We start from the raw sequence: 24,873 nt of genomic DNA, 5'->3' as shown, positions 1-24,873 counted from the left end.
ACAGCATCTTACATAGCTATTTAATCTTTGATAATCGTGTAGAAATGTAATATAATTGTTTTAGATAAAACTTAGGAGCTCTATACGATGAAAATATTAAAAAAATTTGACTCTCACTTTATACATTTAATAAATACAAGGATCAAAAACAAGTACCTGGACAGGATCATGATAAGAGTGACTGACCTTGGAGGTGCAGTTTTTACGACTATATTTGCAACGGCTCTCATTGTTTTTGGTTCAAAACAAGTAAAGTTTATGGGCTTGGAAGCAATAGTTGCCTTGTCATTTGGACAGATATTCGTACAGTCACTTAAAAAGCTTTTCAGCAGGGAAAGGCCGTACAAGATACTTGAGCATCTTCACACCTTTGGTATAGATCTTAGAGATTATTCATTCCCTTCAGGTCATACCACCGCCAGCTTCTCTCTAGCTACAACTATAGCCCTTAATATGCCTAAATTTACAATATTGGTATTTTTTATGGCGATAATTATCGGGATGAGCAGGATATATCTGGGAGTACATTACCCGACTGACGTTGCTGCAGGGATAATTTTGGGTATAACTGCAAGTGTAACAGTACACATGCACTTCCTTCCGTTTGTGGGGAGGATTGGTTCAATTATTGGAATCAATTAACATATCATTCTATATCAAGGAGGATAAGCACATGAATATGATGAATTTTTTAAAGACCAGAAAATCAACAAGGGAGTTCAAGAAAAAAGCTATTACCGAAGCCGATTTAACAAAGGTTGAAAGCCTGATAGGCAGTATAAATGAAGAGCTTTCAGGGATAAACATGAAGGTGAAGCTTTATGAGTATGGTCAGCATATTTATGACAGTCTCAAGGGTCTTGGAGGTTATGCCGGAGTAATGATCGAAAGTCCTCACTATATCGCATTTGATTTTTCTGCGAAGGATGAAAAGACTCTCCTTCTAAGCGGCTACAATATGGAAAAGCTTGTAACCGGTTTGAACAATATGGGCCTTGGAACCTGCTGGGTCAGCTTGAATGGCGTTGATAAGGAACGTAAGACAGTGATTTTTGGAGACACCTCAAGCGATTACGAAGCAATCCTTGCGTTTGGTTATCCAAAGCCCAAGAACCCGTTCATACATGAGCCATTCAGCGAGAGGCTGGGAGTGGAAGAGCTTGTATTCAAGGAAAAGCTTGGGGAGCCCATAACTATGGATGAGCTGGAGATGAGAGGTCTTGGAGATCTCCTGTTTTATATAAGGTTCGCACCATCAAGGTTCAACAGGCAGCCTTGGAGGTTTGTGGTTCACGATACCCAAATAGATCTGTTTGTCGTAGAGGAAGGCGGGGACAACAATCTAATGGATGCAGGTATCGTTATGTACTATTGTGAGGAGCTTGCCAAGCTTCAAGGGATAGGTACAGGCTGGGAGATAAATCTTGATGACGTTGAAATCGAGGGCAAGAAGTACAGACATATCGGGAGCTTTAAGCTTTAAGGTAGAGGAGACCCTCTACTTTTTTTCTGGAGAGACCGTTGAGAGAGTGAGATAATGGAGACTAAAAGAAAAAATTATATGACCCTGGCAGAAAGGTTTTACCATGAAGGTGACCAGAATAGAGCCGTCAGTATGTTTAAAAAGGCTCTAAGCTTTCCAGGTACCGTCGAGGATGAATGTCTTATTCTATTCAATCTCGGTGCAATCTATCTTGAGCAGGGCAAGCTTGATGAAGCCAGGGATTTTAACCAAAGGATACTTTCGCTGGACACCTCGACAAGGGACGTTTACTACCAGCTGGGTGTTATCTGTGAGGAGGAAGGTAAGCTTGATGAGTCTGCAGAGTACTATACCAAGGCGATAAAGCTGGACCCGGATGATATTGACAGCAGATACAACCTTGCTCTCGTGTACGAGAAATTAGGAAATCAAGAGGATACAGAGAAGCTTTACCATGAAATACTTGAACTTGACCCGAATCATTTCTATACACTGAACAATTTGGGAGCAATGGAGGAAGCCAGGGGTAGATATGAGCTTGCCAGAGCTTATCTGGATAAAAGCATAACTGAAAATCCAGGGTTTTATCTCTCAAGATTTAATATGGGAGTTGTTTTGAAGGCTTTAGGAGAGCTTGATAAAGCTGTGGAGGAGTATATAAGTGCCAAGGACCTGAAGGCTGACTTTGGCAATGCATATCTCAATATTTCAGCAATAAGGATAGAGCAGGATAGATTAGATGAGGCTGTCGAGGTCCTTTCGGAAGGGATAAGGAATTCTCCGTCAGCTCATGACCTGTACTATAATAGAGCATGTTGCCTTTCAAAGCTTGGAAGGGAAGAGGAGGCTATTCTTGATCTGGAATCAGCTTTGAAATTGAATCCTTACCTGGCTGTTTGGGTCAGGAGAGATAATGACTTTGAGACTCTGAGAGAGAATCCTATTTTTAAGGACCTTTTAGATAAAGCTATGGAAGCAATACAGAAAGGAAGATAACTGGATGATCATTATCAAGACTATGGAAGAAATAGAAAAAATGAAAAAAGCCGGGGAGCTTCTGGCAGGTCTGCACAAAGAAATAGCTAAGCTAATAAGGCCTGGAATCACTACCATGGAGATAGATAGGTTCGTCGAGGATTACCTTGATGAAAGAGGTGCCATTCCCGAGCAAAAAGGCTACCATGGATACCCATATGCTACATGTGCATCTATAAATGATGAGATTTGCCATGGTTTTCCAAGGGATGAAAAGTTAAAGGAAGGAGACATACTGGCGATCGATATGGTTGTAAGGCTTGACGGCTGGTTGGCAGATTCTGCATGGAGCTACACAGTCGGTGAGGTTTCCGAGGAGGCTCGAAAGCTCCTGGACGTAACCAGAAAGTCACTCTATCTTGGAATAGAGAAGGCAGTTCCTGGCAACAGACTAGGTGACGTTGGTAGTGCTATACAACAATACGTCGAATCAAACGGATTTTCAGTAGTCAGAGATTTTGTTGGTCATGGAATTGGAAGGGACATGCATGAGGATCCTCAGGTCCCTCATTTTGGAAAGCCCGGGAGGGGCGTAAGACTGATGGAGGGTATGGTTTTTACCATCGAGCCCATGGTCAATGCAGGAGAGTACGGAATGAAGCTGGATGACAACAAGTGGACCGCCAGAACTATAGACGGAAGTTTGTCAGCACAGTACGAGCACACGATAGCAATAACAAAGGACGGACCGATCATCCTGACAGATCAGGGTGAATCAAGAGAATAGGAGGTAGTCCCATGATAAAGGTATACTCAAAAAGAGAAGAGATTATTAACAGCATAACTCATGGAGCAGGTGTCCTGTTCGGAGTAGGTGCACTACTAACTATGCTAATCGTGTCAGTAGGGAGTGGCGAAGCTTCAAAAATTGCAGCTTTTTCTGTCTATGGTGTCTGTATAATCATTATGTATTTGTCATCTACTCTGTATCACTCAGTCACAGGGCCAAAAGTAAAATCGATATTAAGGGTTCTGGATCATTCATCAATATTTCTTTTTATAGCGGGCACATATACTCCGATTTTGGTTTTGGCGCTCAATGGATCATCAAAATGGATCTATCTGACTGCGATCTGGACAGTTGCTTTGGGTGGGGTCATTTTCAAAATAATGACCTACGGTAAATTTGATAAGTATAAAACTGTGTCGCTCGCCATATATATTGGTATGGGATGGCTGGCGATCCTGCCGATAAAAATGATTATACAATCTACCTCATGGGGGTTTTTCGGGTTTATACTCGGAGGAGGATTGCTCTATTCCCTTGGTACGATTTTCTATTCCATAAAGAAGATACCTTATAACCATGGTATTTGGCATCTTTTCGTACTTGCTGCCAGTGTCCTTCATTTCGTAGGTATAATGATCTACCTTAAATAGTTGTCAAAGCTTCACCTCGTGTCTGCATTCATGAATCCATCCATGGGCAGACTTTGAGAACCAGGATCAATTATTCACGTTTATTAACCAAAAGGGCCAATCGGCTCTTTTTCAATGAGGAATCAAAGTTATAAATAAAAACAGACTGCTGCAAAGTCAAGGTGGGTCAGATAGAATGATAGGGTAATTCAATAACAGGAGATTGCCTATGGGAAGAGAACTTAAGCTTACTGAAGGGGAAATAATAGGTACATTGACCAGGCTTGCTTTGCCGATCATGGGGACTTCATTTATTCAGATGGCATATAATCTGACGGATGTTATGTGGCTGGGGAGGCTTAGTACTGATTCAGTTGCAGCTGTTGGAACAGCAGGATTTTTCCTGTGGTTAGCCGCATCTCTTGTCATGATTTCCCAGGTAGGAATCGGAGTAAGTGTCTCACAGAGCTATGGCAGAGGTGATAAAAAAGAGGCGGGAAGATTTATTACATCTGGCTTTCAGCTTAACATTGCTATCGCATTGGTATACGGAGCAGCTCTGTATTTATTCAGGGAGCAGATAATCGGATTCTTCAACATTCAGGAAGCTGATGTGGTAGATATGGCCGTAAGATATCTATCTGTAATCAGTGCAGGGATGATTTTTTTCTTCATGAACCCGGTTTTCTCAGCGACACTCAACAGCTCCGGAAACAGCGTCACGCCATTTAAGACCAATACAATTGGGCTCATAATAAATATGGTCCTTGATCCTGTCCTTATTTTCGGGATTGGTCCATTCCCAAGACTGGAGGTGGAAGGAGCCGCAATCGCAACCGTGACTGCTCAAATAGCAGTAACAGCTATCTTCCTATACATTGGTTTCAGTAAAGGCACCCTTTATTCCCATGCAAGGATAATTGAGAAGCCTGATTTCAAAAGAATATCGAGGATCGCTGAATTAGGGATACCTCCCTCTGTCCAAATGGGAACTCATGCTGCAGTAAGTATAATAATCACGCGGCTGGTAGCAGGGTTTGGTTCAATACCTATTGCGGTCCAAAGTATAGGATCTCAAATCGAATCCATTTCCTGGATGACATCTGAAGGCTTTGCGTCTGCAATATCAGCCTTTGTAGGTCAGAATTATGGAGCTGGAAAGCTTGATAGGATTAAGGAAGGGTATCGAAAAGGCATAAGGGTACTTGGAGGATTTGGTATTTTTTCATCCCTGATGCTGATTTTTGCAGCTGAGCCTCTGTTTTCCTTTTTTACACCTGAAGACCCTGAAGCAATAAGGGAAGGAGTCAAATATCTTAGGATACTTGGATTGTCACAATTTTTCATGAGCGTTGAGATTGGTACTGCCGGTGCTTTTAATGGATTGGGAAAAACCATACCGCCTACTATGGTGGGAATGACCTTAAATGTCTCGAGGATACCTCTGGCTGCAACCATGTCATCAACAGCCCTTGGATTATTGGGGATATGGTGGGCAATTTCGATCTCCAGTATACTGAAGGGTTTAATATTATATTTGTGGTTCAAAGTAGTTTTGATAAACATTAGGCAGGCCTCTGCTACATAGAGGACCTGCCTACTCGTCTTTGAGCAAGGATATCTATCCCTGACCCCATTATATTCTCGATCAATATCTGGCCTTTTTCAACTGGAGCATATACTCTCAGGTTCCTTACTTGCTCAAGTACAGCGTCTGAGATATCCTTTGGGACCGGTTTGCTGGAGACTACGGGCAGCCTGCCCATTGGACCGTTTAACAGAATACATCGACCGGTTAATATTTTACTCTCGTCGGAAATCAGCTTTCGTGCATATTCTATTCCTCTGCCGCATCTGTTTCCGGTAACATTGATGTCAGTCTCTGATCCACCAACTTCAAGCATGCACCCGACTGGACATATATTGCACTTCACATTAAAAAAAATCAATATCAACACCTCGATTGAAATTATAGCATACAAGTTGCCACCGGTCCAATAATCTAGTAAAATCTTAATAAAGGCTGGAAAGCGAGGTGAGCCTATGCTAAGTGAACTGGAAATGGTATTAAGATTGATACTGTCAGCTATTATAGGTGGAGCTATAGGAATCGAAAGAGAAGCAAGCAACAGGCCTGCCGGATTCAGGACACATATTCTTGTAAGCGTGGGCTCAACACTCATAATGCTGGTCTCTGCCTATGGAATGGGGGAAAGTGCTGACCCCGCGAGACTTGCCGCACAGGTAGTAAGCGGAATAGGTTTTCTGGGAGCGGGAACGATACTTCGAACCGGCAGCCATATCAAAGGCTTGACAACAGCCGCAAGCCTATGGGTATGCGCCGGGATCGGCCTTGCCATAGGGGCTGGTTTTTACCTGGGTGGTGTGGTTACAGCTGCAATAGTGCTTTTATCCTTGGTTGCATTGGGAAATTTCGAGGTGAATGTGCTTAGAGGAGCAAATAAGCTGGTCAGAGTTACTGCTACCGACAGGGCTGGATTGATTGGAGATATTGGCACTGTATTAGGTGAGTACAATATTTCTATTCGTAACGTTACTATCGATGATATAAAGGACGATGACGAAGGCTCAGGTAAAATCGAGATAAAATTTTATGTCAAGAAGCCAATCAATCTTAATCTTCAGGGCCTTTACGACAGTCTGTTCCATATCAGGGATATAGATGAGGTTGACTTTGAGGATCAAAGGATTGAAAATTGGAGAAATAGAAAGGGAGGAAACTGATTTGTTAAAGCAGCTTATGAAGCCTGAGGTCAATGAGGAAATAGCGGTAATGAAAACGAATTTCGGTGAGATAAAGATTAGGTTGTTCCCTGAGGTTGCGCCAAAGGCTGTGGAGAACTTCACAACCCATGCAAGGTCAGGATACTATGATGGAATCACTTTTCACAGAGTAATAAATGATTTTATGATACAGGGGGGAGATCCCGAGGGGACGGGAAGAGGCGGCAAGAGTATCTGGGGCAAGCCTTTCCAGGACGAGTTCAACACAATGTACAGAAATTTCCGGGGTGCCTTATCTATGGCTAATTCCGGACCGAATACGAATGGAAGCCAGTTTTTCATAGTACAAAAGACAAGTGTTGAGAATAATATACTCGGACAAATGGAGGATTTGGGAGAAAAAAGAGGCTATCCTCAGGATGTGGTGGATGCTTACAGAGAATTGGGAGGCACATTCTGGCTGGATGGCAAGCATACCGTATTTGGTCAGGTGTTCGAGGGAATGGAGGTAGTTGACCTAATAGCAGGAACAGCCGTAGGAAGCGGCGACAAACCGATAAAGCCAGTTATTATTGAAAGTCTTACCATAGTACCTTGGAAGAGTGAATAGGATGAAATCTGATATAGAAAAGGTCATTCACGATGCAGTAAGGGAATTTGATAAAAATGAGGATATATCGACCAGATGGAAGAAACCCCTGGTTGCATATGCAGATGCCGCTGATCCGATGTTTAAAATGCTAAAGCAGGTTGCTGATCCGGATCATTATGAGCCGTTTGATATTGATCCCGATGCTAAGTCGGTTATAGCCTATTTTTTGCCCTTCGAGGATTGGGTGGTCGATAGCAATGCTGGAGGTACTGAATGCTCAAGGGAGTGGGCAATGGCTTACATTGAAACCAACATTCTCATCTCAGAGATCAATGATCGACTGATCAAGTTTCTCAATGACTCCGGGCGGAGAACGGGAAAATTGCCAAAAGAACTAAATATGAACTATGATACCTTAAAAAGCGTATGGTCCAACAGGCACGTAGCATACATAGCAGGTCTTGGAACCTTTGGAATCAATAATATGCTTATAACTGAAAATGGGTGCTGTGGTAGATTAGGTAACGTGGTGACAAGCCTTCACCTTGATCCTACAAAAAGACCAGATCGTGAATACTGTCTTAAAAAACTGGATGACAGCTGTGGGATATGTGTTGACAACTGCATGGTGGGTGCATTGGATAATGGGTTTGACAGATTTGGCTGCAATGAGGTTTTAAAAGTTAATGCAACTGGATTCGGAGAGCTTGGTGAGGCAAAATGCTGCGGTAAATGTCTGACAGGACTGCCTTGTTCCACAATAAAGCCAGTTGCACAATCAGTATGACAAAAATCCCTTCATGGATCAGCGTAAGGGAAAAATATGAGGGGGTGCGTTTATGCATCAGTACAAAGGAAAGCTCATAATTCACACCGGTTCGATGTTTTCTGGTAAAACATCAAGTCTGGAAAAAGACGTAAAAAGATTCAGGATCGCAGGCTACAGGACCCTGGCTTTCAAGCCTTCAGTTGATACAAGATATGCAAGCTCAGAGATCGTGACACACGATGATACTACTCTTGAAGCAGTTTTGGTCGAGGGTATATCGGAAATACTCAGGCAGTGCAGCCTTAACAAGCCTGAAGTTGTAGCTATAGACGAAGTCCAGTTTCTGGGTGGCGGACTTGATGAAATAATAAAAGGCGTGAACAGCCTTTTAGGGCAGAATATTACAGTCATTGCAGCAGGACTTGATATAGATTTTGCGGGTCAGCCCTTCGAGATAGTCAAGGAGCTGATGCCAATAGCTGATTATTTGACTAAGCACCATGCAGTATGTGTAAAATGCGGAACTGATGCATGGGTAAGCCACAGGAAAACCAAGGACAGGGAAAGGGTAGTGATCGGAGCCTCAAGAGAGTATGAGCCTCTATGCAGAAGCTGCTATTTAGAGGAAAAAAGGCTGGAGGATGCAATCGTAAATAAAAACCAGGTAACATTTATATAAAAATCTCGGGGAGAATCCCCGGGATTTTTAATATTAATCCAACCACTCAGAAACTACAGCTATACTTCCTGTTCGATCATAAACTGATTAAATACTCTTTCCTTTTCATTCACTTCATTCCTTAGTAAATGATTGACCCCGTTAACAAAGGTGTTCCATTCCCTTTCCAATTTCTCCAATACCTCCCTGCCATTTTCAGTAAGGCAGTAATACTTTCTTGGGGGTCCCTCCTTCGATTCTTCCAGATATGTCGTAACATAACCGTCGGTTCTAAATCTTCTAAGCAGCGGATATATGGTTCCCTTAGAAATCAGGACGTACTTTGATATATTTTCAACCAATTCATACCCATAAAAATCCTTTTTAGAAAGCTGTGAAAGAACACAAAGCTCAAGAACCCCTTTTTTGAATTGAATGTTCACTATCTTCAATCCCTTTCATGGCACAACCATAATATAATACACACTATCTTATAATGAAAGGTACTGTGTAAAAAAATAGAGGTTATTAACCTCTGATTTTGAAGGATCTTATTCAAAGCTTAAACCATCTCTGTGAAGCCCTACACTGATAACTATTCCAATTGACACAAGATTGATAAGCTGGAAGGTTCCTCCATAGCTCATGAAAGGCAGGGGAATGCCAGTTATGGGCATCAAACCTAGAGTCATTCCGATATTCTCCCATATATGGAACAAGAACATCCCTGCAAGACCTGTTGACATGAGAGAGCCGAAGGTATCCGTAGAATTTTTGGCTATTTTGACTATCCTGTACAATAGAATAAAGTAAAGCAGTATGAGTGATGCTCCGCCAATAAACCCCAGTTCTTCTGCCAGAACTGCAAATATAAAGTCAGTCTGTTTTTCAGGAATATAATTGAACTGAGTCTGGGTTCCCTTAAATAAGCCTCTTCCAAACATTTTTCCGCTGCCTATAGCTATCCTGCCCTGTAAAGCCTGATAACCTGTATTAGTTGTATCCCTTTCAGGGTCCAGAAAGTTAAATATCCTGTCACGCTGAAAATCGTCAAGTCTCATCCAGATCACAGGCAGGCTCATCAAACCCACAACAAATGCCAGACCGATGTACTTCCATTTTATCCCGCCTGCAAATAACATTGCTGCAATAATAAAAACAAATACCATTGCAGTTCCCATATCAGGCTGCATAAGTATCAATATCACCGGTGAAAATGCCAAGGCAAGCGTCTTCAGCAAAACAAATGGTGAGTTGATATCCTCCTTATGCTTATCCATGTACTGTGCAAGGGAGATTATCAGCCCAACCTTTACAAACTCTGCCGGCTGGAAGCCGAAGCTGCCGATATAAAGCCAGGAACGTGCTCCCCATTGTTCATCACCCACACCCATGAGCAATACTGATAGCAGGAGACCCATTGAGACTATATATATTGGGATGTAAAGCTTCCCCAGAAACTGATAGTCGAAGAAAACAAGAAAAAGTATTGCTGCAAAACCGATCAGAGTTGCAATGCCCTGGGTTTTCACATACCTTAAATTTTCCATACTTAGAGTTGCAGAGTATATCATTACAAGGCCATAGATGCAAAGTATAATGACCGTTGCAAGTAATATAAAGTCAAATTTTTTGAAAGCCTTTTTTCTTAGATTGAACATTTCATCGACTCCTTTATTCCAGATGATATTATATCATAATACATCGATTCGAAGTAGTGGGAATGCTTAAGCAAATTTGCTATAATCATCTGAGAGGGAGATTTGGAATGATAAAAACAATAAGTGATATAGCTAAGGGATTGGATATAGATATTGTTGGATTTGCAGGTAACGAGGTGCTATCCGGACTTCAGGGAGTACTTGAATCGAGGATCAGCAAAGGACTCGCTACTGAGTTTGAGCCAAAATCCGTAAAGGATAGAATAGATCCTACCATGACTCTCAGGGAATGTAAGGGAATAATAACTATAGCAGTTCCATATAATACAGCCTGTGAGACCAGCTCCAGGGTAACTATCAAGGGAAGTCTAAGCAGATCATCCTGGGGCCTTGACTATCATATAGTGGTTAAGAAACTCCTAAAGGAGCTTTCAGGCAGGCTTGAGTCTGTACTGGGTGGCAGCTACCTTACATTCGCTGACACCGGGCCACTGGTTGACAGGGAACTGGCTTACAGGTCGGGACTAGGCTACTATGGCAAGAATTGCTGTATTATAAATCCCATATACGGGTCCTATGTATTTATTGGCTACATACTCACCAGCCTTGAATTGTCATCTGATGCTATCCCCATTGAAAGTCAATGCGGAGATTGCAGACTTTGTCTCGATGCGTGTCCCACAGGAGCACTGGAGGCTCCAGGGGTCCTGAATCCTCATAAGTGCATATCTTATCTTACTCAAACAAAGGAGTACATACCAGAAGAGCTCCAAAAAAGGATGGGTGTCAAGATATATGGCTGCGATACCTGTCAGGCTGTATGCCCTAAAAATAAGGGTGTCAGATCATCTCGGTACAAGGAGTTCCAGCCTTTAAAAACTGGGGGCTGTGTTGACATAAAGGAGCTGCTTGAGATGAGCAAAAGGGATTACACAGATAAATATGGCGATATGGCCGGGAACTGGAGAGGCAGAAGTGTTCTAATAAGAAATGCACTCATAGCCATTAAAAATATGGGCATAGAGTCTGAATTAGAGGATCAGCTTGAAAATCTCAGGAAAAGAGAGGTTGAGCTATGGAAGCCTTATTTATGAGTCTTCTTTTCCGATAAGGAAATTTCCAACTGGTAGAAGCTGTGGTATAATCTAAACGAACAAAACGATTAATTTCAGGGAGGGATCCAATTGTCAAACATTCATGAGCTGCAATTTTTGAAGGATAAGATCCAGGAGTTAAAGGATCAGGGAGTTTACAGAAAACTGCCTGTGCTTCAGGGAGCAAGTGGTCCTGAGGTCCTTTTGGATGGTAAGAAAGTAATCAACCTTTCCTCAAATAACTATCTGGGTTTCGCAAATCATCCAAGACTAAAGGCAGCTGCAATTTCAGCGGTCGAAAAGTATGGTGCAGGATCAGGCGCGGTCAGGACAATTATTGGCAATATGAGCATACATGAGGAAATGGAGGAGGTCCTTTCAAAATTCAAAAGAGAAGAAGCTGCTTTCGTCTATCAGTCAGGCTTCAATTGCAATGCGGGTACTATCCAGGCAGTTACAGAGGCTGGAGATATAATCATCTCCGATGAACTGAATCATGCATCGATCATTGACGGCTCAAGACTATCCAGAGCAGACAAAGGGATATATAAGCACTCTGATATGGACAGCCTGGAGTCAGTTCTTAAGGATTCAAGAGACAAGTACAGGAATATCCTTATCATCACTGACGGAGTATTCAGTATGGATGGTGACATTGCAAAGCTTCCCGAAATAGTTCAGCTTGCTGAAAAATACGAAGCAATGACCTATGTCGATGACGCTCACGGCTCAGGTGTCCTTGGAGAAAGTGGGAGGGGAACAGTTGACCACTTTGGACTGCATGGCAGAGTAGATTTTACAATAGGAACATTATCAAAGGCAATAGGTGTAGTTGGAGGCTATGTAGCTGGCTCAAGCACTATGTATGAATGGCTTAGCCACAGAGCAAGACCTGTTCTATTCTCAACCTCAATGCCTCCTGCAGCAGCAGGTGCAATAATAGAGGCTGTGAAGATGCTGACTGAGTCCACAGAATACACCGACAGGCTATGGGATAACGCAAAATACTTCAAAGAAAAAATGGGAACATTAGGATTTGATATTGGAAACAGTCAAACACCAATAACTCCGGTAATTATTGGAGATGAGGCGAAAACGATGGAATTCAGCAGAAGACTTCTCGATAAGGGAGTATTCGTATCTGGAATAGTTTTCCCTACTGTACCAAAGGGAACAGGAAGACTAAGATGCATGGTGACTGCAGGACACAGCAAGGAACAGCTTGATAAGGCTGTTGAGGCATTTAAGGCTGTTGGGGAGGAAATGAGGCTTTTATAGGATTGGATAGAAGATACAGATCCAGGATCATATGATCCTGGATCTAAATTATTGAATAGTTCATTAAAGCACAAGATAAATATGGGCTATGCAGTAGTTTTTGTACTCATGGCAATTGACCCTGTTTTTTCTTTTTCATATATTGTAGAATGTATATATGTCAGCGTAGGAGGGAATAAAATGTTTGTGGGAATTTGTACTATAAGACTTGAAATATTTGAAGCCCATTCCCTTAAGGAGAAAAGGCAAGTCATAAAAAGCATAATAGAGCGCCTTAAGCATAGATTCAACATTTCGATAGCTGAGGTGGATATGCTTGACAGCTGGCAAAACTCTGAAATTGGTTTTGCTTGCGTATCTACGGAACCTGATCATGCAAGAAAAATGATCCAAAATGTAATCAACTTTATTGATGGCGATGGCAGGGTCGAGATCATAGGGCAAAATATTGAGTTACTATAGGTGAGACCATGAGAAAAAAGCTGACAAAAAAAGAAATGGCATCAGTCATAGAAAAGCTTCTTAAGACTTATCCTGATGCAGGACCAGAGCTTGACTTTACAACTCCCTTTGAGCTTCTTATAGCGACCATCTTATCAGCTCAATGCACTGATGTAAGGGTAAACAAGGTGACTTCAGAGCTTTTTGCTGAACTTACGTCTCCGGAAGATTACATATCACTTGGCCGGATTGAGCTTGAAAAAAGGATAAGAAGCTGTGGACTGTCCAATACTAAAAGCAGCAATATTCTGAGTACCTGTGAGTTGCTCCTGGAAAAGCATAATGGTCAAGTACCCGATACGATAGAAGAACTTATTAAGCTTCCAGGAGTTGGGAGAAAAACTGCCAATGTTGTTGCAAGTAACGCATTTGGAGTTCCTGCGATCGCGGTTGACACTCATGTTTTTCGGGTATCTAACAGAATAGGACTCGCAAATTCCAGGACAGTCGAAAAAACTGAGGAAGAGCTGATGAAAAATATCCCAAAGAATATGTGGACAAAAGCTCACCACCTGCTTATATTTCACGGCCGGAGGATCTGCAAGGCCAGAAAGCCTGAATGTGAGATTTGTCCTATAAATACGGAATGTCTCTACTATGAAAGGGAGATCAACAATGGATAAACGAGTAGTTGCAGCAATTGTCGTTCTGCTTATTATATCAGGAGCCTTGTTTGGAGGCTACACCTACCTGGATGGCAGGATAAACATAGATGGTTATTATGAAGGTGTTTCGGTTGCAAATGTCCCAATAGGAGGCCTGACTAGGCAGCAGGCAGAAAGCAAATTGCGGGAGAGCCTTGAGAATGGCTTCAACGAAAAGGGAATTATCATAGAATCTGAGGAGCACCCGGGTGAGGAAACCTTTATATCCTATGCCAAGCTCGGATATACCTACGATTATGAGGCTGCGCTTGATGAGGCATATAAAATTGGAAGAAGCGGAAGCATAATAGACAGGTTCATGAGAATACAGGAGTTGAGGAATGATCCTGTAAACATTGAAATTGAGTCTTTATACAGCGTCCCGAGACTAGATTTTGAATTGAACACATTAGCAGAAAAGTACAAAAGGGACCCGATAGATGCCGACTTTGATTTTTCCAATGGGGAGATCAATGTCACCAAACATGTCAATGGAACTGCGGTTGACCTTGATACACTAAGAAAGGATGCAGAGCTGGCAATTTCCGAGGGAGGAAGAGTAGAGCTTCCGATCGAGATAATCGAGCCTGAAATAAAAGCTGAGTTTTATGAAAGGATCAACGGAAAGATAGCAGAATTCTCCACAAGCTTCAAAGGCAGCGCTCCTGGAAGAGTTAACAACATAAGGCTTTCAGCAAAAGCTTTTAAAGGAATTCTATTGATGCCGGGCGATGAGCTGTCCTATAATGAGACCACCGGGCCCAGAAGAGCTGATGCCGGTTATCAGGAAGCTCCAGTGATACTGAACGGTGAGCTGACTCCAGGCATGGGGGGAGGAGTTTGCCAGACATCTACTACACTATATAATGCACTTCTTCTTGCAGACCTGGAAATCATTGAAAGACATCCGCATTCAATGCCTCCTGCGTATGTACCCAGAGGAACTGACGGCGCTGTAGCGACAGGGTATCTGGATCTAAGGTTTAAGAACAATTTTGACTATCCAGTCTACATCGACTCAGAGGTCATTGGAACCAGGGTATACTTCTATATATATGGCGACATGAGGGGTAGGGATTATACAGTTAAGATAGACACTGAGCATCATGCAACCATTCCCTATAAGGTTCATGAAAATTTTGATCCTTCTCTCCCTCCAGGTTATAGAGAGCTTGTTCAGGAGGGTAGAACGGGCTACAAGGTCAGCACCTATAAGTCGATAATCAAAAATGGAGAGGTAATAAGCAGAGAAAGGATATCCTCAGATTATTACAAAGAAAGGGATTTTATCTATAGGGTAGGGCCTGCACTTGCTGCTGAGCCGATAATCCAACCTCCAGCTGCGGTTGACCAAACTCCTGTCATGCCAGTTGAAGAGGGAGTTTTACCGGAGGTATTGCCATAGAAGCGGAACTTTGATATGATTACCACAGCTAAATATACCACATGGGTATCTCCAAGAGATTTAAAAGGGAAAGTGGTTAAAATCCACTACAGCCCCCGCTACTGTGAACGGGAACGAAATCAGCTTTATGCCACTGGGAAACCGGGAAGGCGCTGAAATTAGGATGATCCGTAAGTCAGGATATCTGCCTGTGTTAGCAAGAGCCATTGGTTCTTGACTCGGAGGGAGGGATCTATTTTACCGCTATCAGCCTGTCTCCGGACAGGTTTTTGTTTTTCATAATTAAAAGGGAGAGGATAAGATTGAAAAGAAGATGGTTAGTACTATTAACAGCTATGATGATTTTTGCGGCAGTAGTATCCGGATGTGCACCCAAGGAGCAAACAGAGGCAATACCAAAGGAAACACCTGAAGAACACACTAAGGGCGAAACTATTACGATACTGGACGATTTTGGTAATGAAATCAGTCTCAACGAACCAGCTCAGAGGATCATATCATTAGCTCCAAGCAATACTGAGATACTCTATGCCATAGGGGCAGGAGACAGAGTAATTGGGGTTACAACCTTTGACGATTATCCGGAGGAAGTGCTGCAGGTTGAGAAAATTGGTGATTTCAATGGAATGAACCTGGAGAGGATAATTGAGCTTGAGCCTGATCTGGTCATCAATTATGGTGAAGGCATCACAGAGGAAACTCAGAGACTTGTAGAGGCAGGGATCCAGATAGCTGGTTTTGAGCCTGAAAGTATTGAAGAGATAATTGAAACCATAAAAAGGATAGGCGTACTTACAGGCAACAACACTGAAGCTGAGACACTTTCACAGGAAATGATTGCGAAGGAAGCCGAGCTTATTGAAAAAGTGAAGGGACTTGAAGCAAAGACTGTATTTTATGAAATCTGGCATGAGCCATTGATGGCTGCAGGACCTGGATCTTTCGTCGATCAGCTGATACTCCTGGCCGGTGGAATAAATGTGGCTGGAGATGCTGAAAGTGAATATCCTCAGTTCGATATTGAGCAGTTAATCGAAAGAAATCCACAGATATACCTTACTGCCAATGACCTACCGGAAAAGACCGCTGAGTCTATCGCGGAAAGACCCGGGTACGAAAACATAGACGCAATAAAGAATGGGCAGATATACCTACTGGACGGCAACATTATGTCAAGGCCGGGACCTAGAATAATTGAGGCTCTGGAAATGTTGATCAAGGCTATTCACCCGGAGATCGAGTAAAGGCTGTGAGTGGAATGAAAGGTAAGATAAAGAGGAACTCCTACGGGATCGTAACGGCAGCCATGCTTGCTGTGCTTGTTTTTGCTGTTGTTGCAGCAAGCACCATAGGCTCTGCCGACATCAGCATATTTGACGCCTTCAGAGTTGTTGGATCAAAATTGCCTGGTCTGGATAACTATGTTAATATGGAGGGCATATCTTCAGCAGTAAATTCAATTATCTGGAACGTAAGGCTCCCCAGAGTTTTGCTGGGTGTTCTGGTTGGATCGGCTTTGTCTATCTCTGGAGGTGCCTTTCAGGGACTTCTCAAAAATCCCATGGCGGACCCATATATACTGGGAATATCATCAGGAGCTGCCTTAGGAGCTACCATAGCAATAATAACCAAGCTTGAGATGAGCTTTGCCGGTTTTTCAGGAATATCCCTGGCAGCTTTTCTTGGTGCATTGATTGCTGTTGCGTTTGTATACAACATAGGAAAAATAAAGAATCAGGTACCTGTTACGACACTTTTGCTCGCGGGAGTGGCAGTGGGTCAGTTTCTTACTGCTGTAATGTCATTTCTGATGGTAATATACAACAAGGACATGACAAAAATAATTTATTGGACCCTTGGAAGTCTTGCAGGGAAAGGGTGGTCACCTGTTACTGCTCTTGCTCTGCCTGTTTTTACAGGTATGCTGCTCCTCTTATACTTTTCAAGGGATATAAACATACTGCTTACAGGAGAGGAATCCGCAAAGTCTCTTGGAGTTAACGTAGAACGAACAAAGCTATATGTGTTGCTTATTGGTACCTTCCTTACGTCAACAGTGGTATCTGTTAGTGGCATAATAGGGTTTGTGGGGCTTATAATCCCACATATGGCGCGGATTGTAACTGGCCCGGATCATAGGATTTTATTGCCGGTATCTGCCATAGGCGGTGGCATATTCATGATATTTGCCGATACTGTTGCAAGGACTGCAATATCTCCTGTCGAGATACCTGTAGGCATAATAACAGCTCTTTTTGGGGGGCCATTTTTCATATTCCTTTTAAGAAGCAAGAAGAAATCATTGTAGGAAGCCTGGTGTATAACTATGACTGTTTTGGAAGCGAATAGGATAGTATATTCATATTCAAGAAAGCCAGTGGTAAACGATGTGAGTCTCGAGGTCAAGAAGGGTGAGTTTCTGAGCATAATTGGTCCAAATGGCTCAGGTAAATCAACATTGCTCAAAACCTTGAGCCATATTTACGTACCTGACAGCGGAGAAATAACCCTCATGGGAAAATCTTTGGATACCTATAACCGTAAGGAGATCGCGCAGAGGATATCCATGGTTCCGCAGGACACATCCCTTGATTTTGAGTTTACTGTTGAAGAGGTAGTGTTGATGGGGCGCCACCCTTTCCTTGGAAGGTTTGCAAGGGAAGATTCCAAGGATATGGATCTTGCCTATGAGGCTATGGAAAGAACAAATACATTGCATATCAAGGACAGACTTATAACCGAGATCTCAGGAGGCGAGAGACAGAGGGTTTTTATTGCGAAGTCGCTTGCACAAAACACCTCGGTCATGCTTCTTGACGAACCCACTTCACATTTGGATATAAATCATCAAATAGAAATACTTGACCTTTTAAAGAGACTGAACTCAGAAAAGGAACTGGCAATAGTACTGGTAATTCATGACATTAATCTTGCATCCAGATATTCGGACAGGATATTACTTATGAAGGAAGGAGAAATAATTGCTCAGGGGAGTCCTGAAGCTGTTATAACTCCTGAAAATATCGAAAACACCTATGGGATGCGGGTAGTAGTAGAAACTAGCAGATACACAGGGAATGTCACAGTAACGCCAATTGAGATCAAAAGAAGATTAAGGGGTTCGGAGAAGAGAAGGATACATATAATTGGAGGAGGGGGCACAAGTCTTGAACTGATGAACATCCTGAATCAGGAGGGACATGATTTGAGCCTCGGCGTTATCAACGTTGGAGATACAGATTGGCAGCACGCCAAAGCACTTAGATTGACTTTAATTGAGGAAAAGCCCTTCTCAGCGATATCTGAAAAGGCGTCAAAAAAAGCCTTTGAACAGATAATGAACTCTCATGCAGTAGTCATATCACCTACTCCGATGGGTAGTGGGAATCTTTTGAATCTTAAACTTGCAAGAACAGCTCTTGATAATGGAATTAAGGTAATCAGGCTATTCTCGACTGATGAGGAGTTTGATTTTACAGGCGGAGAGGCAAATAAGATCCTTGAAGAAATGAGACTGAAGGGACTTGTTGAGGTTATTGACGCTGAGGCGTTAATAACTGAGATACGTAAAATATAGGCTGGCGCAAGCCGGTCTTTTTGTTTTATTTTGTCCTGTGATATGTTATATTTAGGTTGTTGGGAGGACTGAAATGAGCATAAAACTAATTGCAATCGATATGGATGGAACACTGTTAAATAGACAGAACCTGCTTACAAGAAGAACGAGAGAAGCAATCGAGATGGCTAAAAACAAGGAGATAGAGATTGTAATCGCAACCGGCAGAGTACTTAAGTCAGCTGTTCACTACTCGAAGGAGCTGGGTCTTGAAAGCTATATAGCAGCCAGCAATGGAGCTGTTGTGGTTGACAAGGACCTTAATAAGGTCATAGACCGCCCAATTTCCAGGAGAGATATAGAGAGAGTAATGAAAGCAGGACATGAGATGGGCATATATTTTCATTTTTACAACGAGGATACCTTCTTCACCAGGACTTATGTTAAGGAAATCGTCGATTATTACACGCCTACAACTGAAAAGCTTAAGGGTCAGTCAATAGACATAAGGCTTTATAATTCCCCTGAGGATATTGTAAACAATGAACAGCTTAAAATTTATAAGTTCCTTTTTATTGACAAGGATCAGGACAAGCTGATACAGCTCAGGAAAAACCTGGAGAGTCTGGAATCAGTGGAGCTTTCGAAGAGCTGGAGAGACAATCTGGAGGTAATGGACAGAGGAGTATCAAAGGGGTCGGCAGTAAAGCTCCTATGTGAACGACTTGGCATAACTGCTGATGAGGTAATGGCAATCGGCGACAATGAAAATGACCTTTCCATGATTAAATTTGCTGGAGTAGGAGTTGCTATGGGAAATGCAGAAGATATAGTCAAAGAGCAGGCAGATTTCATTACAAGCAGCAACGAAGAAGATGGTGTAGCTCTTGCAATAGAAAAATATGTATTTTGATTGGAGGATGCCATGGCTCTTAATATAGTATTGGTAGAACCTGAGATCCCTCACAATACCGGAAGCATTGCCAGGACATGTGCTCTGACCGGTACCAGGCTTCATCTGGTAAGACCTCTTGGTTTTTCTGTAAGCGACAAATACCTGAAAAGGTCCGGGCTTGATTATTGGCATCTCGTAGAAATAAGCTACTATGACAGTTTCAACGAAATACTCGACAAATACACAGGATCAAAGTTCTATTATGCAACTACAAAGGCTAACAGGTTATATTCAGAATTTACTTACGAGGATGGGAGCTTCTTTGTATTTGGCAAGGAGACAAAGGGACTGCCTCCAGATCTGATTGCAAGGAATCTTGACACAGCCATAAAGATACCTATGAGAGAAAATATTGCAAGATCCCTGAATTTGTCAAACTCAGCCAATATAATTATCTTTGAAGCTTTAAGGCAGCTTGGATTCCCTGGACTGGCCTGATAAATTGGGTGTACAAAAATCATCATTGTATGTTAATATATTTGGGTGATTCAGACAAAAGGAGGATGACGCTATGGATTTGGCACTTCCAGTATTGGGAGGATTGGGTTTGTTCCTTTATGGTATGAACCTTATGGGAGCTGGCTTGGAGAAGGCAGCTGGGAATAAGCTGAAGAAAATGATTGAAGCACTAACGACCAACAGATTCACTGGTATTATAGTCGGAACTATCGTTACTATGATTGTTCAGAGCAGCAGTGCAACAACAGTCATGGTTATAGGATTTGTAAACGCAGGATTGATGACATTGCCACAGGCTGTGGGAGTTATTATGGGGGCGAATATAGGTACAACCATAACGGCCCAATTAATAGCTTTTAAGCTTACAGACTACGCACCCTTGGCTGTTGCAATTGGTGTGGCTATGTGGATAGGTGCAAGGAACAAAAAAGCAAAAAATATGTCAGAAATACTTATTGGATTTGGTATTCTTTTTATCGGTATGGATATGATGGGAGATGGACTTAAACCCCTCGCGAATCTGCCTGCTTTTACCAACATAATGTCAAGCTTGAATAATCCAATACTGGGCATGCTTGTTGGCTTAGGACTTACTACTATAGTTCAGTCAAGCTCAGCCTCAATTGGACTGTTACAGGCGTTGGCAGGTGAAGGCCTTATTTCGATGCATATAGCTTTTCCCATCCTTTTTGGAGAGAACATAGGTACAACTACTACAGCCATGATTTCAAGCATCGGTGCCAACAAAACCGCTAAGCGAGCTGCAATTATTCACTTTTTATTCAATCTTATTGGTACGATAATATTCATGACTTTTCTTAGGTACCCTATAGCGTGGCTGGTAACATATCTGTCTCCGGATGACGTTCAAAGGCAGATAGCAAATGCCCACACTTCCTTCAACATCATAAACGGAATAATTCAGTATCCATTTGCCATGTTTTTAGTAAGAGCAGCAGAAAAGTTGGTTCCTGGGAAGGACGAGGCCGATATCACTGAGTCCAGGTACCTGGACAGGCGTATTATAGAGACTCCGTCCATAGCTTTAGGGCAAGCAATGCGAGAGGCGAATAGGATGGGGAACCTTGTTTTGGAAAATCTTTCCGCATGTAAGGTGGTTATGCTCGAGGATAAAATTGATGGAGTAGACGCTATACTTGCAAGGGAAAAATCGATCAACAAGATACAACGTGAAATCACTGATTATCTGGTCCAACTATCCAATGCACCATTGTCCGATGAGCAGCATGCTGATGTAAATGCGTTGCTTTACGTAATAGGTGACATCGAGAGAGTTGGAGACCACATCGAGAATATTACAGAATTAGCTCAGTACAAGTATGATAACAACCTGTACTTCACTCCACAGGCAGTTGAGGAGCTGAGTGAGATGTTCGATGTTTGCGATAACGCATTCAGGACCTCGATAGAGGCATATAGAATCACAGATGAGGCTATGGCCAGACAGGTCCTTGTACTTGAGGATGAGGTTGATATGCTTGAAAAGCAAAACAGATCAAACCATATCGACAGGTTAAACAAGATGCTTTGCAGCACAGGCTCAGGGATCGTATTTCTGGATGCCATAAGCAATCTGGAGAGGGTCTCAGACCATGCAAGCAATATCGCAATGTACGTATTGGACAAATTTAAGGATTAATGTTATCAATTAAATATTTCTATAATACTATTGACTACCTTGAATGAGATAGGATATAATTACCTTGTAAAGTTGTTAAAAATGTAACAAAATGTCATGAAAAATTTTGAATTATTTTGGATGATCATTGCGGGAGAGCCCACAAGGTGGCGCCGAAGGAGTAAATGACAGAGATAGCCCCTCTGTTGCGAACCTCTCAGGCAAAAGGACCGCAATAGGACAGAACTCTGGAAAGGCGTCACTCACCGAAGGAGCAATCCCTTCATTTGGATCGGGAGAATCTCTCAGGTTAATAAACAGAGTAAGTAGGCGAATAGGTCTATTTATTCTGTTTTTTTATTGGGCTGGATAAAGAACAGAATACTACAAAACTATAAAGGAGGTACTTTGATGGTTTACGATGTAGTTATTATCGGAGCCGGACCAGCAGGACTCTCTGCAGGACTTTATGCTGCAAGAGCAAGACTTAAGACTCTTATCGTTGAGAAGGAAGCTGCAGGCGGCCAGATCGCAACCACTGATGAGGTTGCAAACTATCCTGGTTCGATCGAACACGCAACAGGACCAAGCTTGGTTGCCAGAATGGTGCAGCAGGCAGAAGAGTTCGGAGCAGAAAAGGTCTCTGACACAGTAGTATCAGTTGATCTTGAGGGTGACATTAAGACGGTAAAATGTGAGAAAAATGAGTACAAAACTAAGACCATAATCATTGCGACCGGTGCTGTTCCAAAACACATAGGCTGCCCGGGAGAAAAAGAATTGACAGGAAGAGGCATTTCCTACTGTGCAACCTGCGACGGAGCTTTCTTTGAGGACCTTGAGGTTTTCGTGGTAGGCGGTGGGGACTCAGCCGTTGAGGAAGCAATGTATCTGACTAAGTTTGCAAGGAAAGTTACCATTGTTCACAGAAGAGATGCGCTAAGAGCCGCGAAATCCATACAAGAAAAAGCCTTCAAGAATGAGAAGATAGCTTTCATGTGGGATTCAGTTATAACTGAGGTAAAGGGTGATGGGATACTTCAGTCAATGGTAGTGAAGAATGTCAAGACTGGCGAAGAAACTGAGTATTTTGCCGATGAGGATGACGGTACCTTTGGTATATTTGTTTTTGTGGGTTATGATCCTGCCACGAAGCTTTTTGAGGGTATGGTTGATATGGAGAATGGGTACATAAAGACCGATGACAATATGAAGACAAATATTCCAGGAGTATTTGCAGCGGGAGACAACAGGGTCAAGCCGCTCAGACAAGTGGTTACTGCTACAGCTGATGGTGCCATAGCGGCGACTCAGGCTGAGAAGTATATAGAAGAACACTTTTAATAGGAGGTAGTGAAATGATTGAATTGAACAAAGAGAATTTTGAATCTGAGGTCCTAAACGCAGAAGGTACAGTACTGGTTGATTTCTGGAGCCCTTCCTGTGAACCATGCAAGGCTCTTATGCCTCATGTACATGAATATGAAGAGGTTTATGGAGACAAGATCAAGTTTACATCACTTGATATCACAGTTGCGAGAAGAGTAGCTATAGGACAGAAGGTTCTTGGACTTCCTGTAATTGCTATATATAAAAATGGTGAAAGAGTAGATGCTGTTGTTGGAGATGAAGCTACTACTAAGTCAGTAGAGGAATTGATCAAGAAGTATTGCTAATTGTGGCAATAAGTCCGGAGTGCCGGATAATACGATATCAACCAATTATCTGAGGAGGTGAAGTCAATGCGTCTTGAATTAGGCCAAGTACTAATTAAGGATGTAAAATTCGGTGAATCGACAGTACTGGAGAACGGAGTGCTTACCATAAAGAAGGAAGAGTTAATCAACTTGATTATGGAGGATGAGCACATTGCTTCGGTCAGCGTCGACATCGCAAAGCCAGGTGAAAGTGTAAGGATCACACCTGTAAAGGACGTTGTTGAACCAAGGGTCAAGGTGGAAGGACCCGGTGGAGTATTCCCAGGAATACTATCAAAAGTGGATGTCGTCGGTTCAGGTAAAACTAATGTACTTAAGGGCTGTGCAGTAATGACTACAGGCAAGATCGTTGGATTCCAGGAGGGTATAGTCGACATGACAGGTCCTGGAGCAGAATACACGCCGTTTTCCAAAACGATCAACGTAGTGATGAATTGTGAGCCTGTTGAAGGTCTGAAGCAGCATGATCATGAAAAGGCGGTCAGATTTGCAGGATTTAAAGCGGCAGCTTACCTTGCTGAGACAGCAAAAAAGGTCGCGCCGGATTTAGTAGAGGTTTTCGAAGTGGATGCGTTCGTCGACGGTATGAAAAAATATCCTGACCTTCCAAGGATCGGATATGTCCAAATGCTGCAGACTCAAGGATTGCTACATGACACCTATGTATATGGAGTGGATGCAAAGCAGATAGTTCCAACAATAATGTACCCAACAGAGATAATGGACGGCGCTATAGTAAGTGGTAACTGCGTATCAGCTTGTGATAAGAATACAACCTACCATCACCAGAACAATCCGGTCGTTCACGATATGTTGAAGGTTCATGGCAAAGAGATTAACTTTGCAGGAGTAATAATCACCAACGAAAACGTGTACCTTGCCGATAAGGAAAGATCATCAAACTGGACAGCTAAGCTGGCTGAGTTCCTTAACCTTGACGGAGTAATAATCTCTCAGGAGGGCTTTGGAAATCCAGATACGGACCTTATTATGAACTGTAAGAAAATAGAAGCCAAGAACATCAAAACTGTAATTATAACTGACGAGTATGCTGGCAGAGACGGTGCAAGCCAGTCACTGGCAGATGCTGACAAAGCAGCGGATGCAGTAGTTACAGGCGGAAATGCAAATGAGGTAATCGTACTTCCAAAGATGGACAAGGTAATTGGTACGCTTGCATACACTGATATCATAGCAGGTGGCTTTGATGGAAGCCTTGCACCAGATGGTACAATAACTGTTGAGATCCAGGCAATAACAGGAGCTACGAATGAAATAGGCTTCAATAAGATGTCTGCAAGAGGATTCTAATATCAGCAATA

General features: G+C 42.5%; 27 protein-coding genes and 3 riboswitches. Of the genes, 24 read left to right on the top strand and 3 right to left on the bottom strand.

Annotated features, from left to right (window positions below; all coding sequences use genetic code 11):
* Positions 1 to 87: 87 nt before the first annotated feature.
* The 6 genes from EC328_RS08410 (at position 88) to EC328_RS08385 (ending at position 5,465) form a co-directional block, all read left to right on the top strand.
* Positions 88 to 642 (top strand): phosphatase PAP2 family protein, encoded by a 555-nt coding sequence (locus EC328_RS08410; protein WP_128426370.1) that lies wholly within the window; start codon positions 88 to 90, stop codon positions 640 to 642.
* A 31-nt stretch (positions 643 to 673) separates the two neighbouring features.
* Positions 674 to 1,483 carry a nitroreductase family protein gene (locus EC328_RS08405; RefSeq protein ID WP_128426369.1) on the top strand — a complete coding sequence of 270 codons (810 nt, stop codon included), beginning with the start codon at positions 674 to 676 and terminating at the stop codon, positions 1,481 to 1,483.
* Positions 1,484 to 1,537: 54 nt separating this feature from the next.
* Complete coding sequence (locus EC328_RS08400) at positions 1,538 to 2,479, top strand: tetratricopeptide repeat protein (protein WP_128426368.1); 942 nt, start codon at positions 1,538 to 1,540, stop codon at positions 2,477 to 2,479.
* Positions 2,480 to 2,483: 4 nt separating this feature from the next.
* Positions 2,484 to 3,245: a type I methionyl aminopeptidase gene (map, locus tag EC328_RS08395; RefSeq protein ID WP_128426367.1), complete on the top strand. Its 762-nt coding sequence runs from the start codon at positions 2,484 to 2,486 to the stop codon at positions 3,243 to 3,245.
* Positions 3,246 to 3,256: 11 nt separating this feature from the next.
* Entirely contained in the window at positions 3,257 to 3,898 is a 642-nt protein-coding gene (gene trhA, locus EC328_RS08390; protein WP_128426366.1) for a PAQR family membrane homeostasis protein TrhA, read from the top strand.
* Positions 3,899 to 4,106: 208 nt separating this feature from the next.
* The gene (locus tag EC328_RS08385) at positions 4,107 to 5,465 is read left to right on the top strand and encodes an MATE family efflux transporter (RefSeq protein ID WP_128426365.1); all 1,359 of its coding nucleotides are present in this window, start codon (positions 4,107 to 4,109) and stop codon (positions 5,463 to 5,465) included.
* Here EC328_RS08385 and EC328_RS08380 read toward each other — a convergent pair.
* On the bottom strand, positions 5,458 to 5,781 hold the full coding sequence (locus EC328_RS08380; protein WP_128426364.1) for a DUF1667 domain-containing protein: 324 nt from the start codon (positions 5,779 to 5,781) through the stop codon (positions 5,458 to 5,460). The two genes, EC328_RS08385 and EC328_RS08380, sit on opposite strands and share 8 nt — an antisense overlap.
* A gap of 139 nt (positions 5,782 to 5,920) precedes the next feature.
* Between EC328_RS08380 and EC328_RS08375 the strand changes: the two genes are divergently transcribed.
* From EC328_RS08375 to EC328_RS08360, 4 genes are read left to right on the top strand one after another with little or no spacing between them, the layout of a single operon-like run.
* Complete coding sequence (locus EC328_RS08375) at positions 5,921 to 6,622, top strand: MgtC/SapB family protein (protein ID WP_128426363.1); 702 nt, start codon at positions 5,921 to 5,923, stop codon at positions 6,620 to 6,622.
* A gap of 1 nt (position 6,623) precedes the next feature.
* On the top strand, positions 6,624 to 7,232 hold the full coding sequence (locus EC328_RS08370; protein ID WP_128427031.1) for a peptidylprolyl isomerase: 609 nt from the start codon (positions 6,624 to 6,626) through the stop codon (positions 7,230 to 7,232).
* Position 7,233: 1 nt separating this feature from the next.
* Positions 7,234 to 8,001, top strand: a complete 768-nt coding sequence (locus EC328_RS08365; protein ID WP_128426362.1) for an epoxyqueuosine reductase — start codon at positions 7,234 to 7,236, stop codon at positions 7,999 to 8,001.
* A gap of 52 nt (positions 8,002 to 8,053) precedes the next feature.
* Positions 8,054 to 8,662 (top strand): thymidine kinase, encoded by a 609-nt coding sequence (locus EC328_RS08360; RefSeq protein WP_128426361.1) that lies wholly within the window; start codon positions 8,054 to 8,056, stop codon positions 8,660 to 8,662.
* A gap of 59 nt (positions 8,663 to 8,721) precedes the next feature.
* Here EC328_RS08360 and EC328_RS08355 read toward each other — a convergent pair whose 3' ends face one another.
* Positions 8,722 to 9,084, bottom strand: a complete 363-nt coding sequence (locus EC328_RS08355) for a PadR family transcriptional regulator (protein ID WP_128426360.1) — start codon at positions 9,082 to 9,084, stop codon at positions 8,722 to 8,724.
* Positions 9,085 to 9,192: 108 nt separating this feature from the next.
* Positions 9,193 to 10,302, bottom strand: a complete 1,110-nt coding sequence (gene rodA, locus EC328_RS08350) for a rod shape-determining protein RodA (protein ID WP_128426359.1) — start codon at positions 10,300 to 10,302, stop codon at positions 9,193 to 9,195.
* A gap of 107 nt (positions 10,303 to 10,409) precedes the next feature.
* On the opposite strand from rodA, the gene queG reads away from it, so the two are divergent.
* From queG to EC328_RS08280, 14 genes are all read left to right on the top strand, one after another.
* The gene (queG, locus tag EC328_RS08345; protein ID WP_164906083.1) at positions 10,410 to 11,396 is read left to right on the top strand and encodes a tRNA epoxyqueuosine(34) reductase QueG; all 987 of its coding nucleotides are present in this window, start codon (positions 10,410 to 10,412) and stop codon (positions 11,394 to 11,396) included.
* A gap of 90 nt (positions 11,397 to 11,486) precedes the next feature.
* Positions 11,487 to 12,674, top strand: a complete 1,188-nt coding sequence (locus tag EC328_RS08340) for a glycine C-acetyltransferase (RefSeq protein ID WP_128426357.1) — start codon at positions 11,487 to 11,489, stop codon at positions 12,672 to 12,674.
* Positions 12,675 to 12,854: 180 nt separating this feature from the next.
* The gene (locus EC328_RS08335) at positions 12,855 to 13,136 is read left to right on the top strand and encodes a DUF503 domain-containing protein (RefSeq protein ID WP_128426356.1); all 282 of its coding nucleotides are present in this window, start codon (positions 12,855 to 12,857) and stop codon (positions 13,134 to 13,136) included.
* An 8-nt stretch (positions 13,137 to 13,144) separates the two neighbouring features.
* Positions 13,145 to 13,798, top strand: a complete 654-nt coding sequence (nth, locus tag EC328_RS08330) for an endonuclease III (RefSeq protein WP_128426355.1) — start codon at positions 13,145 to 13,147, stop codon at positions 13,796 to 13,798.
* Positions 13,791 to 15,224 carry a VanW family protein gene (locus EC328_RS08325; protein WP_164906082.1) on the top strand — a complete coding sequence of 478 codons (1,434 nt, stop codon included), beginning with the start codon at positions 13,791 to 13,793 and terminating at the stop codon, positions 15,222 to 15,224. The genes nth and EC328_RS08325 overlap by 8 nt, the downstream gene beginning before the upstream one ends.
* A 26-nt stretch (positions 15,225 to 15,250) precedes the next feature.
* Positions 15,251 to 15,430, top strand: a riboswitch (cobalamin riboswitch).
* A gap of 96 nt (positions 15,431 to 15,526) precedes the next feature.
* Positions 15,527 to 16,468 (top strand): ABC transporter substrate-binding protein, encoded by a 942-nt coding sequence (locus EC328_RS08320; protein WP_128426353.1) that lies wholly within the window; start codon positions 15,527 to 15,529, stop codon positions 16,466 to 16,468.
* Positions 16,469 to 16,482: 14 nt separating this feature from the next.
* Entirely contained in the window at positions 16,483 to 17,532 is a 1,050-nt protein-coding gene (locus tag EC328_RS08315; protein ID WP_128426352.1) for a FecCD family ABC transporter permease, read from the top strand.
* Positions 17,533 to 17,550: 18 nt separating this feature from the next.
* On the top strand, positions 17,551 to 18,801 hold the full coding sequence (locus EC328_RS08310) for a heme ABC transporter ATP-binding protein (RefSeq protein WP_128426351.1): 1,251 nt from the start codon (positions 17,551 to 17,553) through the stop codon (positions 18,799 to 18,801).
* Between the two features lie 73 nt (positions 18,802 to 18,874).
* A complete protein-coding gene (locus EC328_RS08305; RefSeq protein WP_128426350.1) occupies positions 18,875 to 19,693 on the top strand; it encodes a Cof-type HAD-IIB family hydrolase in 819 nt (272 codons plus the stop codon).
* 12 nt (positions 19,694 to 19,705) lie between these two features.
* Positions 19,706 to 20,173 carry a tRNA (cytidine(34)-2'-O)-methyltransferase gene (locus EC328_RS08300; RefSeq protein ID WP_128426349.1) on the top strand — a complete coding sequence of 156 codons (468 nt, stop codon included), beginning with the start codon at positions 19,706 to 19,708 and terminating at the stop codon, positions 20,171 to 20,173.
* Between the two features lie 73 nt (positions 20,174 to 20,246).
* A complete protein-coding gene (locus EC328_RS08295; RefSeq protein ID WP_128426348.1) occupies positions 20,247 to 21,854 on the top strand; it encodes a Na/Pi cotransporter family protein in 1,608 nt (535 codons plus the stop codon).
* Between the two features lie 120 nt (positions 21,855 to 21,974).
* Positions 21,975 to 22,076: riboswitch (glycine riboswitch) on the top strand.
* 2 nt (positions 22,077 to 22,078) lie between these two features.
* Positions 22,079 to 22,157, top strand: a riboswitch (glycine riboswitch).
* Positions 22,158 to 22,244: 87 nt separating this feature from the next.
* Positions 22,245 to 23,177: a thioredoxin-disulfide reductase gene (gene trxB, locus EC328_RS08290; protein ID WP_128426347.1), complete on the top strand. Its 933-nt coding sequence runs from the start codon at positions 22,245 to 22,247 to the stop codon at positions 23,175 to 23,177.
* Between the two features lie 14 nt (positions 23,178 to 23,191).
* A complete protein-coding gene (gene trxA / locus EC328_RS08285) occupies positions 23,192 to 23,509 on the top strand; it encodes a thioredoxin TrxA (RefSeq protein ID WP_128426346.1) in 318 nt (105 codons plus the stop codon).
* 66 nt (positions 23,510 to 23,575) lie between these two features.
* Positions 23,576 to 24,862: a glycine/sarcosine/betaine reductase component B subunit gene (locus EC328_RS08280; protein WP_128426345.1), complete on the top strand. Its 1,287-nt coding sequence runs from the start codon at positions 23,576 to 23,578 to the stop codon at positions 24,860 to 24,862.
* The last annotated feature ends 11 nt before the right edge of the window (positions 24,863 to 24,873 follow it).

This window comes from Gudongella oleilytica (assembly GCF_004101785.1).
Lineage (GTDB): Bacteria > Bacillota > Clostridia > Tissierellales > Tissierellaceae > Gudongella > Gudongella oleilytica.
The sequence above is the reverse complement of the archived record's forward strand: the minus strand, read 5'-3'. Positions and strand labels throughout refer to the sequence as shown.

Coding starts and splice junctions, on each gene's coding strand:
- EC328_RS08410 (WP_128426370.1), top strand. CDS start 88: ATGAAAATATTAAAAAAATTTGACTCTCACTTTATACATTTAATAAAT.
- EC328_RS08405 (WP_128426369.1), top strand. CDS start 674: ATGAATATGATGAATTTTTTAAAGACCAGAAAATCAACAAGGGAGTTC.
- EC328_RS08400 (WP_128426368.1), top strand. CDS start 1,538: ATGGAGACTAAAAGAAAAAATTATATGACCCTGGCAGAAAGGTTTTAC.
- map (WP_128426367.1), top strand. CDS start 2,484: ATGATCATTATCAAGACTATGGAAGAAATAGAAAAAATGAAAAAAGCC.
- trhA (WP_128426366.1), top strand. CDS start 3,257: ATGATAAAGGTATACTCAAAAAGAGAAGAGATTATTAACAGCATAACT.
- EC328_RS08385 (WP_128426365.1), top strand. CDS start 4,107: ATGGGAAGAGAACTTAAGCTTACTGAAGGGGAAATAATAGGTACATTG.
- EC328_RS08380 (WP_128426364.1), bottom strand. CDS start 5,781: ATGCTTGAAGTTGGTGGATCAGAGACTGACATCAATGTTACCGGAAAC.
- EC328_RS08375 (WP_128426363.1), top strand. CDS start 5,921: ATGCTAAGTGAACTGGAAATGGTATTAAGATTGATACTGTCAGCTATT.
- EC328_RS08365 (WP_128426362.1), top strand. CDS start 7,234: ATGAAATCTGATATAGAAAAGGTCATTCACGATGCAGTAAGGGAATTT.
- EC328_RS08360 (WP_128426361.1), top strand. CDS start 8,054: ATGCATCAGTACAAAGGAAAGCTCATAATTCACACCGGTTCGATGTTT.
- rodA (WP_128426359.1), bottom strand. CDS start 10,302: ATGTTCAATCTAAGAAAAAAGGCTTTCAAAAAATTTGACTTTATATTA.
- queG (WP_164906083.1), top strand. CDS start 10,410: ATGATAAAAACAATAAGTGATATAGCTAAGGGATTGGATATAGATATT.
- EC328_RS08335 (WP_128426356.1), top strand. CDS start 12,855: ATGTTTGTGGGAATTTGTACTATAAGACTTGAAATATTTGAAGCCCAT.
- nth (WP_128426355.1), top strand. CDS start 13,145: ATGAGAAAAAAGCTGACAAAAAAAGAAATGGCATCAGTCATAGAAAAG.
- EC328_RS08325 (WP_164906082.1), top strand. CDS start 13,791: ATGGATAAACGAGTAGTTGCAGCAATTGTCGTTCTGCTTATTATATCA.
- EC328_RS08315 (WP_128426352.1), top strand. CDS start 16,483: ATGAAAGGTAAGATAAAGAGGAACTCCTACGGGATCGTAACGGCAGCC.
- EC328_RS08310 (WP_128426351.1), top strand. CDS start 17,551: ATGACTGTTTTGGAAGCGAATAGGATAGTATATTCATATTCAAGAAAG.
- EC328_RS08305 (WP_128426350.1), top strand. CDS start 18,875: ATGAGCATAAAACTAATTGCAATCGATATGGATGGAACACTGTTAAAT.
- EC328_RS08300 (WP_128426349.1), top strand. CDS start 19,706: ATGGCTCTTAATATAGTATTGGTAGAACCTGAGATCCCTCACAATACC.
- EC328_RS08295 (WP_128426348.1), top strand. CDS start 20,247: ATGGATTTGGCACTTCCAGTATTGGGAGGATTGGGTTTGTTCCTTTAT.
- trxB (WP_128426347.1), top strand. CDS start 22,245: ATGGTTTACGATGTAGTTATTATCGGAGCCGGACCAGCAGGACTCTCT.
- trxA (WP_128426346.1), top strand. CDS start 23,192: ATGATTGAATTGAACAAAGAGAATTTTGAATCTGAGGTCCTAAACGCA.
- EC328_RS08280 (WP_128426345.1), top strand. CDS start 23,576: ATGCGTCTTGAATTAGGCCAAGTACTAATTAAGGATGTAAAATTCGGT.